Origin of the sequence: Longimicrobium sp., assembly GCF_036399255.1 — a bacterium.
In the GTDB taxonomy this organism is placed as follows: domain Bacteria; phylum Gemmatimonadota; class Gemmatimonadetes; order Longimicrobiales; family Longimicrobiaceae; genus Longimicrobium.
In genome coordinates this window covers 48,176-62,861 of sequence record NZ_DASWNM010000066.1, presented here as the reverse complement: position 1 = coordinate 62,861, position 14,686 = coordinate 48,176, and the positions used below count along the sequence as shown (strand labels likewise).

Annotated in this window: 12 protein-coding genes; 11 read left to right on the top strand and 1 reads right to left on the bottom strand. The window is 73.4% G+C overall.

From position 1 onward, the window contains the following. Positions 1-735: 735 nt before the first annotated feature. From VGC13_RS10020 to VGC13_RS09990, 7 genes are all read left to right on the top strand, one after another. Positions 736-1,635, top strand: coding sequence for a DUF58 domain-containing protein (locus VGC13_RS10020; protein WP_331125108.1), 900 nt, complete (start codon positions 736-738; stop codon positions 1,633-1,635). A gap of 2 nt (positions 1,636-1,637) precedes the next feature. Then, entirely contained in the window at positions 1,638-3,056 is a 1,419-nt protein-coding gene (locus VGC13_RS10015; protein WP_331125107.1) for a BatA domain-containing protein, read from the top strand. Next, the gene (locus tag VGC13_RS10010; protein ID WP_331125106.1) at positions 3,053-5,353 is read left to right on the top strand and encodes a hypothetical protein; all 2,301 of its coding nucleotides are present in this window, start codon (positions 3,053-3,055) and stop codon (positions 5,351-5,353) included. Before VGC13_RS10015 ends, VGC13_RS10010 begins: the two co-directional genes overlap by 4 nt. 314 nt (positions 5,354-5,667) lie before the next feature. Beyond that, positions 5,668-6,273, top strand: a complete 606-nt coding sequence (locus VGC13_RS10005) for a DUF4159 domain-containing protein (RefSeq protein WP_331125105.1) — start codon at positions 5,668-5,670, stop codon at positions 6,271-6,273. Next, the gene (locus VGC13_RS10000) at positions 6,270-7,913 is read left to right on the top strand and encodes a hypothetical protein (RefSeq protein WP_331125104.1); all 1,644 of its coding nucleotides are present in this window, start codon (positions 6,270-6,272) and stop codon (positions 7,911-7,913) included. The genes VGC13_RS10005 and VGC13_RS10000 overlap by 4 nt, the downstream gene beginning before the upstream one ends. Before the next feature lie 361 nt (positions 7,914-8,274). Then, entirely contained in the window at positions 8,275-8,958 is a 684-nt protein-coding gene (locus tag VGC13_RS09995) for a hypothetical protein (protein ID WP_331125103.1), read from the top strand. A gap of 56 nt (positions 8,959-9,014) precedes the next feature. Beyond that, positions 9,015-9,302 (top strand): hypothetical protein, encoded by a 288-nt coding sequence (locus VGC13_RS09990; RefSeq protein ID WP_331125102.1) that lies wholly within the window; start codon positions 9,015-9,017, stop codon positions 9,300-9,302. Between the two features lie 306 nt (positions 9,303-9,608). Here VGC13_RS09990 and VGC13_RS09985 read toward each other — a convergent pair whose 3' ends face one another. Further along, positions 9,609-10,106, bottom strand: coding sequence for a hypothetical protein (locus VGC13_RS09985; protein ID WP_331125101.1), 498 nt, complete (start codon positions 10,104-10,106; stop codon positions 9,609-9,611). 183 nt (positions 10,107-10,289) lie between these two features. On the opposite strand from VGC13_RS09985, the gene VGC13_RS09980 reads away from it, so the two are divergent. The 4 genes from VGC13_RS09980 (at position 10,290) to VGC13_RS09965 (ending at position 14,595) form a co-directional block, all read left to right on the top strand. Next, positions 10,290-11,249, top strand: a complete 960-nt coding sequence (locus VGC13_RS09980; protein ID WP_331125100.1) for a hypothetical protein — start codon at positions 10,290-10,292, stop codon at positions 11,247-11,249. Positions 11,250-11,847: 598 nt separating this feature from the next. Further along, a complete protein-coding gene (locus tag VGC13_RS09975) occupies positions 11,848-12,699 on the top strand; it encodes a class I SAM-dependent methyltransferase (protein WP_331125099.1) in 852 nt (283 codons plus the stop codon). A 28-nt stretch (positions 12,700-12,727) separates the two neighbouring features. Beyond that, on the top strand, positions 12,728-13,948 hold the full coding sequence (locus tag VGC13_RS09970; RefSeq protein ID WP_331125098.1) for a Xaa-Pro peptidase family protein: 1,221 nt from the start codon (positions 12,728-12,730) through the stop codon (positions 13,946-13,948). Beyond that, a complete protein-coding gene (locus VGC13_RS09965) occupies positions 13,948-14,595 on the top strand; it encodes a GvpL/GvpF family gas vesicle protein (protein WP_331125097.1) in 648 nt (215 codons plus the stop codon). The genes VGC13_RS09970 and VGC13_RS09965 overlap by 1 nt, the downstream gene beginning before the upstream one ends. Positions 14,596-14,686 lie beyond the last annotated feature (91 nt).

Sequence of the window (14,686 nt, the reverse complement as noted above, 5' to 3'; positions counted from 1 at the left end):
TCCCGGGCGGGTGAACCCACGGCTGGAAAAGCGGAAAGCCCCGCAAACTGCGCGGGGCTTCTGTGTCGGCACGCACCCGAGCGTCATTCGGACGGAGCGCGGTGTCGGCCGTGTTACCGCCGGCATTGTCCCCGGGCGGGTGAACCCGCGGCTGGAAAAGCGGAAAGCCCCGCAAACGGCGCGGGGCTTCTGCGTCCGCACGCCCCACACTGTCATTCCGAGGGAGCGCCGCACCGCCCTGTCCGATACCCCATCGTCCGCGCGCGACCGAGGAATCTACTCTCTGCTGCTCGTGGTTCGTCGTCGCGCCCGGCACTCGCGGCCACAACCCGCGAAGGCGGGTTTCGCGCATTTCCCGCGGCGAATCCATTCGCTCCTGGGTCCGGGGGCCGCCACCGCCCGCGGGAACGTGCCGATCCCGCTCCCCCAGTCCACGAAGGCGGACTTCGTGTGGTCGTTGCCGCGAATTCATTCGCCCGGCAAGGCGGATCGCACCATTGCCAGTCGCGGCGCCGAACATTCGCCGGGTCCGGTGGCCGCCACCGCCCGCCGGAACGTGCCGATCTCGGCCCCCCAGTCCGCAAAGGCGGACTTCGTGTGGTCGTTGCCGCGAATTCATTCGCCCGGCGAGGCGGGCCGCACGATTGCTCGTCCTGGAGTTCCACTACCGCACTCACGCACTCACGCACTCACGCACTCCGCGACAAGGCAGCGGACGCGCCCGGAGTCCAGACGATGAGCGCCGCATCCGACTTCCTTCCGCCAAAGCTGCTGGAGCGCCTGGGCGGGCTGGACCTGATCGCGCGGACGGTGGTCAGCGGCTATCAGACCGGCATCCACAAGTCCCCGCACCGCGGCGCGGGTGAAGACTTCGCCAAGCACCGCGACTACCAGCAGGGCGACGACGTCCGCTACCTGGACTGGAAGCTCTACGCCCGCACCGACCGCCTGCACGTCCGCGAGTTCGAGGAGCGCAGCAACCTGCAGGCGTACCTGGTGGTCGACACGTCGGCGTCGATGGACTACGCCGAGCCGGGCGGCGTCACCAAGTCGCGCTACGCCGCCTTCCTGGCCGCCGCGCTCGCGCACCTCATGCTGCGCTCGGGAGACGCGGTGGGGCTGGCGCTCAGCGGCGCGGACCCGCGGCTGCTGCTGCCGCCCCGCTCGCGCCGCGGCCACCTGCACGACCTGCTGCTGCACCTGGAGCGCGCGAAGCCCGCCGGCACCGGCGCCGCGGCGGACGCGCTGGACCGGGTGGGCGGCGCGATGAAGCGGCGCGGGCGCGTCATCCTCATCAGCGACCTGCTGGAGGACGACGGCGGCGACGCGCTGATCGCCTCCGCCGGCCGCCTGCGCGCCCGCGGCGACGAGGTCATCATCCTGCGCGTGCTGACCCCGGCCGAATCCGGCGAGCGGGCGCCCGGCGCGGGATTGTTCTTCGATCCGGAGAAGCCCGGCCGCGAGCTGCCCGCCACGCCCGAGTCCGACGCTGGCTACGTCCGCCGCGTGACCGCGTACTACGACAGCATCGCCGACCGGCTGCGGGAGCGCGGGGTGGAGTACGTGCCGCTGTCGACGGCGCAGCCGGTGGAGGAGGCGCTGGTGGCCTGGGCCAACGTGCGGCGGGGGGCGTAAGCGTGCTGACCCTGGCCGTTCCCGCCTTCCTGATCGCCGGCGCGCTGGCGATGCTGGTGCCCCTGGCGCTGCACCTTATCCGCCGCCGTCCGCCCGGCCGCGCGCCCCTGCCCACCGCGCGCTTCCTGGTGGAGGACCCGCGCAAGGCCGTCCGCGTCAGCCGGCCGACGGACCTGCCGCTGCTGGCGCTGCGGATGCTGCTGCTCCTGCTGCTGGGCCTGGGCCTGGCGCGGCCTGCTTGGCTCCCGGCGCCGGAGGGAACCAGCACCGTGGTGCTGCTGGACCGGGGTTCCGCGCAGGGCGCCGCCGGCTGGCGCGCGGCGGTCGGCGAGGCGCGGCGGTCGCTGCTGGATGCGGAGGGCGAGTCGCACGGCGAACTGGTGCTGTTCGATTCCGCCGCGGTCCGGGTGGCGCGCGCGCGGATCACACCCCGGCTGTTCGATTCGCTGCTGGCGGCGGAGCCTTCCGCCGCGACGGCGGACTACGGGGCGGCGCTACGGTCCATTCCCGCCGCCGCGCGGGAGCTGCGCGGGGCGGATTCCGTGCGGGTGCGGATGATCTCGCCGCTGGCGGATGCGGGGTGGACGCCCGGGCTGGCCCCGCTGCGCCGCGCCGCTTGGCCCGGCACGCTGGACCTGTCCCGCGTTCCCGTCGCCGCGCTGTCCGCCGATTCCGCCGCGCCGGCCCCGGCGGAGCTGACCTCGGTCACGCTCGCGGCGCCGGGTGGAGGCTTCGTCGCTACGGCGCTGGGGGCGGTGGGGATGGAAGGCCCGCGCGTGAGCCCGTCCGGCGCGCTTCCCGCGGCGCCGGCTTCGGTGTACGTGCTGCTGGATGCGCCCTCCGCGTCCACCGCGAACCAGCTGCTGGAGCGCGCCCGCGCCGGCGCCACGCTGGTCGTCGCGCCCGGCGCGGCGGTCGATCCGCTCCGCGCCGCGCTGCCGTGGAGCGGGGGATTCGGCCTGGTGCGCGGCGGGGGGACGATGTGGTTCGGCGCGGAGACGGAGCTGGCGGGCGCGGCGGGACGCGTGCAGGCCGGCGGCCCGGCGCAAGGCGCGCGCACCATCGCCGCGTGGGACGATGGACGGCCCGCGGCCACGGCCCGGCGCCTCGGCAGCGGATGCATCGTGTTCGTCGGCACTGCGCTGGAGGGCGGGGAGCTGCCGTTCCAGGCGGAGTACCCCGCGGCGCTGGCGCGATTGACGCGCGGCTGTGAGGTCAGCGCGGGGACGGCGGAGCACCGGCCGCTGGATCCGGGCGCGCTGGCCATCCTCCGCGGCCGCGGGCCCTCCGCCGTCCCGGCGAGCGCCGTGGGCGCGGCGGGGGCGGGTGTCGAGCTGGGCCGCTGGGCGCTGGCCGCCGCGCTCCTCATCGCATTGATCGAAACGTTCCTGGCCTATCGCCGCCGCAGGACGGCCGCATGAATACCATCGCCCAATCCCCACCCATCGCCGGGCGGCCGCTGCAGGCGCCCGCGGAGCGGCTGATCGCCGGCGTGCGCGCGGCGTGGCGCCGCTCGGTGCTGCTGCGCGCGCTGGCCTGGGCGCCCGCGCTCTTTGCCGCGAGCGCCGTGCTGCTCGTCCTCATCGACCTCGTCCTTCCCATCCGCGCCGTGGGGCGCGAGGTGCTGCGCTGGCTGCCGGTGGCGCTGGGCGGGGGCGTGCTGGCGCTCTGCATCCAGCGCCTGGTCCGCCCGCCCGCGCCGCGCCGGTTCGCGCTGCTGGCGGAGGAACGCATTCCCGCGCTGCAGAACCGGCTGCTGACCGCGTTCGACCTGGCGGACCCGATGCCGGACGGCGTCGTCGGCCGCGCGTTCGTGGCCGAAGCGGAGCGGCACCTGCGCGACACCGGCCTGCGGGACGTGGCGCCGGCGCGGGTGCGGACCCCGGGGATGATCCTGGGGGGTTCGCTGGCGCTGGCGGCGGCGTTCGCGCTGGCGTTCCCCGGTGCGGCAGCGGAGGCGTGGACGCGGTGGATGCACCCGGCGGACGCCTACGCCAGCACGTGGCAGGAAGTGCGCGCGGAGACGCTCCCCAACGTGGAGGCGCCGCCCATCCCCCTGTTCGACGAGCTGCGCTGGACGGTGCAGCCCCCCGCGTACGCCGGCATCGCCGCGCAGGACGGGCGCGGAGACGACCCCATCAGCGCGCTCCCGGGGAGCCGCGTCCGCATCCGCAGCCGCTTTCCCGACCGCTGGGACGGCGTGCGGGCGGGTGCCATCGGTGGCGCGTCGCTCCCGGTGCGCCGGGACGGCGGGGAGTGGATCGTGGAGTACGTGATGCCGCCCGACGCACGCGGGCTGTCGCTGGAGGCCATGGCGGACGGCGGCGTGGTGGACCGGCGCATCGTTCCCCTGGCGCCGCTCCCGGACCAGCCGCCCGACGTGCAGCTGCTGGCGCCGGAGGCGGACCTCGTCCTCGCGTCCGGCGTGGGGCGCATCGGCCTGCGGGCCACGGCGGCGGACGACTACGGCGTGGGGCGCTTCGACCTGCACTGGACGCACTCGCGCGGCAGCGGCGAATCGTACGAGTTCGTGGAGGGCGACTGGGCCTTTTCGCGCGTGTCCCGAAACGGCCGCACCTCTACGGGCGAGCTCGTCATCGACCTGGGCACGCTGCGGCTGCAGCCGGGCGACATCATGCACATCCGCGCCGTGGCCCGCGACCGCAACAACGTCACGGGGCCGGGCGAAAGCGTGTCGCGCACGCGCATCATCCGCGTGGCGCGCCCGGACGAGATGGACCAGATCAACACCGACATCGGCGTTCCGGCGGAGCTGCCCAAGGACCCGGTGATGAGCCAGCGGATGATCATCCTGATGACGGAGCGGCTGATCCGCGAGCGGCCGCGCCTGTCGCGCCAGGAGCTGCAATCGCGCGCCGCCGAGATCGCCCAGCACCAGAGCCGGCTGCGCGAGGTGGTGGGCGAGCAGGTGTACGTGCGCGAGGCGGAAGGCGCCATCCAGCAGGGGGAGCAGGACTTCAGCTACCTGGAGCAGGGCGGCAGCGCGGGGACGCACGCGCACGAGGAAGGCGGCGCGGAGGAGGAAGAGCGCACGCCCGAGCAGGTGCTGGAGGAGGCGTCGGAGGCCACCGGGATCGGCGCCATCAGCGAGTTCGAGCACCGGCACGACGAATCCGCCATCCTGGACGTGAACCGCGACCTGATGCGGCTGCACAACCTGATGTGGAACAGCCAGCAGGAGCTGAACCTGGTAAAGCCCGACACGGCGCTGCCGTACCAGTACGAGGCGCTCAAGATCATCCAGGCGCTCAACCAGGCCGAGCGCACCTATCCGCGCGGCGACGTGCGCGTGGACCCCATCAACGTCTCCGAGGCGCGGGGGCAGGGAAAGATGGATGACGTGGCGCCCGCGGCCCGCTCCGGCGGCGCCGCGCTGGCGTCGCTCCTTCCGCTGCTGGCGGAGCTGGATCGCGTCGCCGCGGGGCTGGGACGCAAGGCGGGGCGCGCGTCGTCGCTGGAGATCAGCAACCTGGCCGCCCGCGTGCTGGGTGAGCCCACGGCGGACCGCGACGCCGCCGCCTTCATCTCCCGCGCCGCGGGCGAGGCGGGGAACGGCCGCACCGAACGCGCCAGGGACCTGCTGCGCCGCGCCCGCGAGCGCCTGGCTCCCCCCGCCGGCGCCGCCGCCCGCCCGCTGCCGTCCACCGCGGATCCCGCCGCGGCCGAGTACTTCCGCCGCCTGGGGAGGCCGCAATGAGGCGCTCTCCCTCGGCCAGCGGTTCGCTCGTTCCTCGCGAAGGCGGCCGACCCCTCCCCCAACCCCGGGGGAGGGGTGATGAAGACGCGCCCGCGCAAGCGGAAGCGCGATCGAAGTTCAACCTCCCCCAGGGGTTTTGGGGGAGGTGCGAGCCTAAGCGAGCGGAGGGGGCGCGGCGGACGCGCTGGATACCGTCCGTAGCTGTCGCATCCGTCGCGCTCCTTTCCTCCGCCGCGATCCTCTCCTCCTCCCGCGCGCCGCGGCAGGAGCCGGCGGCGCAGGCGGAGGCCGCGCCCGCGGCGGCGGACGCGTTCGTGTTCGCCACGGCGCGGTACGAGAGCGGCGACTGGAACAGCGCGCCGCTGGTGCCCACGAACATCCTGCACTCGCTGGCGCAGTACACGGGCCTGCCCGTCGCCTCCGCCGGCGCGGTGGTGGACCTGGCCAGCCCGGAGCTGTTCCGCTTTCCGTTCGTCTTTCTGACCGGCCACCTGCCGCTCCGCTTCAGCCAGCAGGAGAGCGCCAACCTCAAGGCATACGTGGAGCGCGGCGGCTTCATCTTCATCGACGACCACAACCACGACGTGGACGGGGGATTCCACAAGACGGCGACCGCGGAGATCCGCCGCATCTTCGGCGCGTCGTCGCTCAAGCAGATCCCCAACAACCACGAGCTGTACCGCTCGTTCTTCGTGTTCCCCGAAGGACCGCCCACCACCAGCCACGAGCTGAACGGCTGGGGCGACAACCTGATCCACGAGAACCTGTTCGGTGTGGAGGTCAACGGCCGCATCGGCGTGCTGTACAGCAACAAGGACTACGCGTCGGAGTGGAACTACCACGCGCGCAACAAGCGCTTCAACTCCGTCGACAACACGCGGTTCGGGGTGAACGTGGCCGTGTACGCGCTGACGCGATGAGCGCGTCCGTCCTCCTTCGCGGGCTGGTCCTGCTGCTGCTGGGCGCGGCGCTGGCGCTTCCCGGCCTCTGGCGCGGAAAGGGCGGCCCCGCCGCGCCAGCGTGGATCGAGAACGCCCGTGCGCTGGAGCGGCAGACGGACTCGCTGCTGGTGGGCCGCGCCCCGCCCGCCATCGCCCGCGCCTCCGCCGAGCCGCCGACCGCGGCGGAGCTGGAGGTGCTGGCCGCCGCGTCCCGCCGCGCGCCGCTGTATGCCGTGCTCCCGGCGCGGACGGCGTCGGTGGAGGCGCAGGCGCCCGCGCGTGCCCTCTCCGGCCGCGCCGCGGCGGTCGGCTTTCGCGTGCGCGCCGCGCCCGGGGACAGCGTGTGGGTGCGCCTTTTGGACGAGACGGGCGTGCTGGACAGCCTGCGCGTGCGGGCGGACGACAACGGCGGCTACGCGGGCGCCTTTCGCGTGCGCCCGCCGCGCCCGGGGTGGCGCGAGTGGACTGTGCAGGCGGGGGATGCCAGCGCGCGGACGGGCGCGTGGGTGGATTCCGCCGGGGCGCCGCGGGTGCTGGTGCGCGCCGGATTTCCGCACTGGGAGTCGAAGTTCCTGGTGCGCGCGCTGGAGGAGTCCGGCGCGGCGGTGGAGACGGCGTTCGACCTGGGGCGCGGCCAGTCCGTGGTGCAGGGCGGCTCCGGGCTGTCGCCCGAGCGGCTGGCGCGCGCGGACGCCGTCATCCTGCTGAATGGCGCCCCCGCCGGCGACGGCGACCGGCGGATGCTGCAGGACTGGGCCGCCGCGCGGGGCGGGGGCGTGCTCCTGGTGGGCGGGCAGGCGCGCTCTGGCGCGTTCGGGCTGGTGGAGGGGGTGGGTGCGCGGTCGGTGGACGGACCGTCGCTCACCTGGGCGCTGCCGCCGGAGCTGGCGCCACTCCCGGCGGACCGGGTGCGCTCCGGCGCGGTCGTCTTCGGTGGCGCGCGGCCGGGTGCGTCGATGGCGGCGATGAGCGGCGACGCGGGGCTGCTGGCCATGCGCCCGCTGGGGCGGGGGCGGGCGGCGTCGCTGGGGCTGACGGAGACGTGGCGGTGGCGGATGGAAGCCGGCCGCGTGCGGGAGCACCGCGAGTTCTGGCGCGCGCTGGTGGACTGGCTGGCCTCCGCCCCGCGCGGCCCGTTGACGGTGCGCGTGCCGGAGCCGGTCGGCCCGGCCGGCGCGCGCCGCGAGGTCGTGGTCTACGCCGCGGACGGCGCCGCCGCCTCCGCGCCGCCGCTGCTGGTGACGCGCCCCAACCGCCGCGCCGACACCGTGTCCCTCGTGGCCGATGCGGCGCGTCCCGGCGTGCTGCGCGGCGCCTTTCTGCCGGCGGACAGCGGGCTGTACACCTTTGCGTTCGCCGGTGCCGCGCCCTCCGCCGCCTACCTGGCCACCGCCGCCGCCGGCCCCGCGGACGACGCGTGGGCGCGCCTGTCCATGCTCGCCAGCCAGTCCGGCGGCCGCATGCTCCCCGCGGATTCGCTGCGCCCCCTCATCCGCCGCCTGGCGCCGGAGGGCGCGGACGATGGCGCACGGCTCCCGCTTGGCTGGATGCTGTTCTGGGCCCTGCTCCTTGCCGCCGCCGCCGAATGGGCGATCCGGCGGATGCGGGGGCAGGTGTAGCGATAGACCGGCTGGCCTGAGCCCCGGGCGGGTGAACCCGCGGCTGGAAAAGCGGGAAGCCCCGCAAACCGCGCGGGGCTGTGCGAACGGCGCAGGGCGGGGTGACTCCGCCAGCGGGAGCGAGTAAACTCGCCGCAACCACTGCGGAAAGCCTCGCAAACTGCGCGAGGCTTCACCCGCGGGAACATGCCGAGGAAAGTGGCGACCTTTATACTCTCTCGCACTCGTGGGAGTGGGTGCGAGCCTGAGCGAGAGGGTGAATGTCCCTCTGCTACCGTTGCAGACGCCTTGCGCGGCAACACGTCTTCGTTGAGATTCCCCTGATCACCACACTCTACCCGATCCACACATCAACTCCCGAATGACGAAGCACCTGCTGCGTTTCGCCGCGATGGGCGCGGCCGTGATCGCGCTGCATGCACCTGCTCGCGCGCAGGTGGCAGCACCGGCACCTGTACTCGCGAGTGATTCGCTGCCGGCGCTGCTGCCCTGGGGAATCGACGCCGCGGCGGTGTCGGCGGCGCTGGAGGCCAGGGAGCTGCGCGTGATGCTGACGCGCACCGGCCGCGAGGTGCACGCGGCCTCGCCCAACCGGCACCTGCAGGCCGTCGCCATCCTCAAGAGCGACAGCCTGGTGGGCCTTGTCTACTTTCATCCCGAGAACGCGGCGCTGAACGCGCACGACCTGTTCACGCAGGCCTCGGCGCGGGCGGAGGCGGTGCACGGCCCGCCGTTCTGCCGCCGGTCAGGGCTCGCCGTGTGGACGCTGGAGAACGCGCGGCTGGAGGTGCGCCTGCGCCGCTCGGTCGGCGACGGCGCGCCGGGCGCGGAGGTGCGCTACATCGGCCCCGGCTACGCGGAAGAGATGGCGCGCCGCACCACCGCGCGCCGCAGCACGCCGCGCCCGCCGGTAGCCGCATCGTCCCCATCGGTCCCCCGCCTGCTCGGCTCGCCCGTTCCTCCGCCCCCTGCGCCGGAGTCCGCACCTGCTCCCACGCCGGTCGCGGAGCCTCCCGCGCCGGATGCGTGCGCCGCGACCGCGTAGGAGTCGTCCATCAATGCGATGACGGCGACCTTCACGTTCACCAGGATTACAGACGAATGTCAACTGCTGACGAGCATAGCCTCCACTCTTCTTATCGTGAAGCGTTGCTGGAGCATCTGCTTGCCGGTGAGATCATGCGGAGTTTGTGGCTCAGCGGCGTTCATCGGATGGAGGTTCTCAAGCCGCAAGTAGACGATGGTGGGTACGATCTCTTGATGGAGGCAAATGGGATTGTTCGCCACATTCAGCTAAAAGCATCACACCGTTTCTCCAGCACTGCCCAGGTCAGCGTCAATCTCAGGTTGCTTGAGAAACCTAGTCTAGTGGATGTGTGGTTTGGGTGATCTTCGATCCGTCAACACTGGAGCTTGGTCCTTTTCTCTGGTTCGGCGGGTTGCCTGGCGAACGGCTGCCAGACGTGCGTGACTTGAAAGTCGCCCGCCACACGAAAGGGAACGCGCAGGGGGTCAAGCAGGAGCGTCCAAACATGCGGGTCCTCCCCAAAGGACGGTTCGAGAAGTTGGGGACGATGCCTGACCTGCTTCTTAGACTGTTTGGTCCGCTTCATCCAGAATAGGTCCGATCACAGCGAATTGAATCGGGGCTGCACATGCTGGGCAGCCCCGCCGTCGTTTCTCCGGGGACTGGGATCAGTCGCGACGGATGCGGCCCGGCGGGTCACCGGTGCTGGTGGGGCCGCCGCCGGAGCCCAGGTCCAGCCCGCTGGTGCCGCCGCCGCCGATGTCGTTGCTGGCGATCCCCGCGTCCCCGTCCGGCCCGTCGTCGCCGCGGACGGAGCCGCTGCCGCCGACGGCGGAGGTGCCGCCGCTGCGCTCGGTGTTGGGGCCCGGCGCACCCATGTCGCTGGGACGGTCGTCGTCGGGGGGTGCATCCATCCTCCCGGACCCGCCGGAGCCGCCGCCTTCACCGCGCTCGCCCGCCATCTGGTCGTCGCCGGCGCGGTCGGAGCCGTCGTCCGCGGGCGGGCCGCCCAGGTCGCGGCCGCCGGCGCCGCCGCCGTATCCGCCCAGGTCGCCTCCGCCGGCCCCGGCCGTGCCCCCGCCCAGGTCGCCGCCGCCGTGGCGTGCCGCGCCGCTCCCCATCCCCGTGCCCGGCTCGCCGCCGATCGGATTTCCGTCCTGACCCATGGTGCTCCTCCGCTCGCTGTGTGATCGTGAGGCGGCCGGAGGTATGCAAGTCGTTCGCCGGAGCGGAGGCAGCAGGATAGGTTAGAGGGGACAGGTTACAGGGGACAGCGTGCCAAGGCCTTACTTTCGCACTTTCGCACTTTCGCACTCACGCACTCACGCACTCACGCACTCACGCACTTCATGCCGGTCACCGCGTTCGTCAGCCACGAAGACTCCTCGCGCCACGACACGGGCTGGAGCCACCTGGACCACCAGGGGCGGCTGCCGGCGATCGTGCGCGCCGTGCAGCGCGACATGGTGGCCCTCTGGGAGCCGCTCCACCAGCTGGAGGGCGTCCCCGCCACGGAAGACGACCTGCTGCGCATCCACACGCCGGACTACATGGAGCGGGTGCGGGATCTGGCGATGGACGCGGCGCGCGCGGAGCAGACGCTGATGCTGGACGGCGTCCCCGTCTCGGGCGCGTCGTGGGACGCGGCGCTGGCCGGCGCGGGCGCGGCGCTGACGGCGGTGGATGCGGTGCTGGCGGGCGAGGTGCGCAACGGCTTCGCGCTGGCGCGGCCGCCGGGGCGCGGTGCGTCGGCGGATGCGGCGGGCGAGTGCTCGCTGTTCAACAACGTCGCCATCGCCGCGCGGCACCTGCGCGAGCGGCGCGGGATCGAGCGCGTGCTGGTGGTGGCGTGGGGGGCGCTTCAGCCGCTGGCGCTGGCCCAGGTGCTGGCGGGGGATGATGGGATCCGGTTGATCTCCATCCACCAGCATCCCCAGTCCTTTCCCGATCCGCAGCCGGAAAGCGACGACGACGATCCGCCGATCCCCGGCGCCGCGCTTGCCCCAGGCAGTGGCGGCGACGATTTTGCCGCGGCGCTGCGCGAGGCGCTGGACGCCATCCCCGCGGCCGAATCCCCCGGCTTCGTGCTGCTCTCCGCCGGTTTCTGCATCCTGGCCGCCGACTCGCACGGCTCCCTGGCCGTGGAGCCGGACGAGGTGTACGACATTACCCTCCTGCTGCGCGAGTGGGTGGATGCGCACGCTGGCGGGCGGCTGGTCTCCGTGCTCGAGGGCGGCTACGCGGCCGCCGAGACCGCCCGCGCCGTCATCCAGCACCTGCACGCGCTCGCCGGCCTGCCGCCGGCGTGACGGCGGGCTGGGGCGCCGCTTCGGACGATCCCGTGCGGGTGGCGGGCGCCCCCTCCGGGCTCGCATTACTCGCCCACCTCCCCCAAGACTGCTGGGGGAGGTTGGGGTGGAGGGCGGGGGGCGGAGTGCTTCGGGCAGTGTAGTGCGAGTTGGTGGGCGGCCCCCCTCTCCCGGCCTCTCCCCCGCAAACTGCGCGGGGGAGAGGTGACGCGCACGACCGGCCGTCGAAGCGCGATCGAATTCTCCCCTCTCCGTGAGGAACGAACGGGGAGGGGCCGGGGGAGGGGCCCCCGTCCGGCGCAGTTCGCCCTTCGTCCGTCGAGCCCCGATCCTTCCGCTCCCCAACCTCCCCCAGCAGTTTTGGGGGAGGTGGGCGAGTAATGCGAGCCCGGTGGGGGCGCCCGCGGACGCAGATCGATCCCAGCCGAAGCGGGATCGAATTCTCCCCTCTCCGTGAGGAACGAGCGGGGAGGGGCCGGGGGAGGGGCACCCCGCCGACGCAGCTCCCGATCCCCTTCGCCGATCCCCGATCTCCGATCCCTCGGCCGAACTCCCCCCGGCTGGCGGCCCCACCAGCCCGCCTCTATACTTTCTCCCCATGCCATCGCGCCCCGACGCCCCGCCCGTCCCACCGCCGCCCCGGGAAGGCGGGCCGTCGATGCTGGACCTGGTGCGCCTGAGCGCGGAAACGGTGTTTCCCCCCGGCGGCGAGGACCTGTACCGGCGCATCGCCCAGCTGACGGAGCTGGCGCCGCAGAACGAGGTGCTGGACGCCGCCTGCGGGCGCGGGGTGAGCACGCTGTACCTGGCGCGCACCTTTGGCGTCTCGGGCGTGGGGGTCGATTCGGACCGCGTGCTGGTGCAGGAGGCGTATTCGCGCGCCCGCGACGCCGAGATGGACGGGCGCATCACCTTCGAGACCGCCGCGCTCGACGACCTGCCGTTCAAGGACGGCACCTTCGACGTGGCCATCGGCGAGATCGGCCTGGCCGCCAGCGCCGACCCTGCCCGCGCCGTGGCCGAGCTGGCGCGGGTGACGCGGCCGCACGGGTGCGTGGTGCTCATCCAGCTCATCTGGACGGGGCACGTGGACCCCACCCGCCGCGAGATCCTGGTGCGCCACCTGGGCGCGCGCCCCATGATCCTCGTGGAGTGGAAGCAGCTGCTGCGCGACGCGGGCGTGGTGGACCTTACCGTGGAGGACTGGTCCGACGCGCCGTCGCCGTTTCGCCCCACGGCGGGCGGCGGCGCGCCGTTCCCGGACTTCAGCGAGATCTTTACCCTCCGCGAGCGCATCGCCATCCTGTTTCGCGCGTGGCGCCGCTGGGGGTGGGGCGGGGTGAAGGGCGCCGTGCTGCGCGAGCGGGAAATCCACCGCCTGCTCACCCGCGAGCGGGTGCTGGGGCTTTCGATGATCAAGGGAACCAAGTGGCCCGTCACCCCGCCGTGACGCGGCCCGAACCCAGGGACCGGACCGGATGGCCGTCACCGAGCAGACCGTATCGCTGACCCCCGACACCGTCGCGCGCATCCAGGACGAGCTGCGCGCGCAGGGCGTGGACGGGTGGCTGATCTTCAACTTCCAGGGCACCAACGCGGTCGCCAACAACCTGCTGGGGCTTCCCGCCCTTACCCGGCGCTACTTCGTGTGGATTCCGGTGCAGGGCACGCCCGTCGCCGTCACGCACCGCATCGAGCAGCAGCCGTGGACGGGGTGGATCGGCGACAACTGGCCCTACTCGTCGTGGCGCGAGCTGGAGTCGCGGCTGTCGCAGCTGCTTCCCGGCAACCCGCGCGTGGCGATGGAGTACGCCCCCGGGAACGCAGTGCCGTACGTGGACCGCGTCCCCGCCGGGGTCATCGAGATGATCCGCGCCACCGGCGCCGAGCCGGTGACCAGCGGCGACCTGGTGAGCGCCTTCTACGCACGCTGGTCGGAGGAGGGGCTGGCCGGCCACCGCCGCGCCGCGCGGCACGTGTACGAGGTGGCGCACGAGGCCTTTGGCCGCATCGCCGCCGCGATCCGCGAGGGGCGCCTGCTGGGCGAATGGGACGTGCGCCAGTGGATCGCCGGCGAGTTCGCGCGCCGCGGCATCCGCGTGGGGGCCGACGCCATCGTGGCCGTCAACGAGAACGCGGCCAATCCCCACTACGCGCCGTCCGCGGACCAGCACAGCCTCATCGCCGAGGGCGACCTGGTGCTCATCGACCTGTGGGGCAAGGAGGACGAGGGCGCCATCTACGCCGACCAGACGTGGATGGGCTACGTGGGCGAGCAGGTGCCCCAGCGGCTGGAAGAGATCTTTGCCGCGGTGCGGGATGCGCGGCTGGCCGCCATCGACCTCATCCGCCGCCGGTCCGCGGCGGGGGAGGAGATCGCGGGATGGGAGGCGGACGACGCATCCCGGGCCGTGATCGTGGAGCGCGGGTGGGGCGAGCAGTTCATCCACCGCACCGGGCATTCCATCGACCGCGAGCTGCACGGCTCCGGGCCCAACATCGACAACCTGGAATCGAAGGATACGCGGCGGCTGATCCCCGGCGTGGGCTTTTCCATCGAGCCCGGCATCTACCTGGCCGGCGACGTGGGATTCCGCAGCGAGGTGGACGTGTACATGGGCCCCGACGGCCCGGAGGTGACCACGCCGGAGCCGCAGACGGCGGTGTACGCGCTGCTCTCCGACCCGCGCTTCGCCTGATGTCGGCCGAGCCGATCCCGCTGCCGCGCGCCGGGCCCGCCCACGGCTGGGCGCTGCTGGGCGTGGTGCGCGCGCCCGCGGACGGCGCGGGGGAGTGGGACGCGGCGGACCCCGCGCTGGGCGTGGAGCTGGTGCGCGCCGGCGACCTGGCGGCGCTGGTGGCCCCCGCGCCGCCGCAGGGGAGCGACGGGCACGCGGACCACGTGGCGGCCCGGCACTGGGAGGTGCACCGCGCGCTGCTGCGCGAGGACGTGGTCCCCGCGCCCGTGGGCGTGGTGTTCGCGGACCAGGAGCAGGTGCGGGCGTTTCTCACGGAGTCGCACGCGGGGCTGACGGGCGCGCTGGAGCGGGTGGCGGGGCGGTGGGAGTTCCGGCTGCACGTGGACGTGGTGGACAGCGCCTTCAGCCGCGACCTGGCGCTGGACCTGTCGACGCACATCTACGCCGAGCTGCGCCGCATCAGCGCCGCGGCGGTGACGCTCCCCAACCTGCGCGGCCGCGTTCTGAGCGCCGCCTTCCTGGTGGACCGCACCGCGTCGTCCGCGTTCCAGGACAAGCTGGCGGTCCTTGCCCGGCTGAACAGCGCGCTGGGGCTGGATTTGACGGGCCCGTGGCCGCCGTACGACTTCGTGACGATGGCGGGGTGAGGGTGAAGGGGTGAAGGGGTGAAGGGGTGAAGGGGTGAAGGGGTGAAGGGGTGAAGGGGTGAAGGGGTGAAGGGCGGGCGCCGCACGTGCG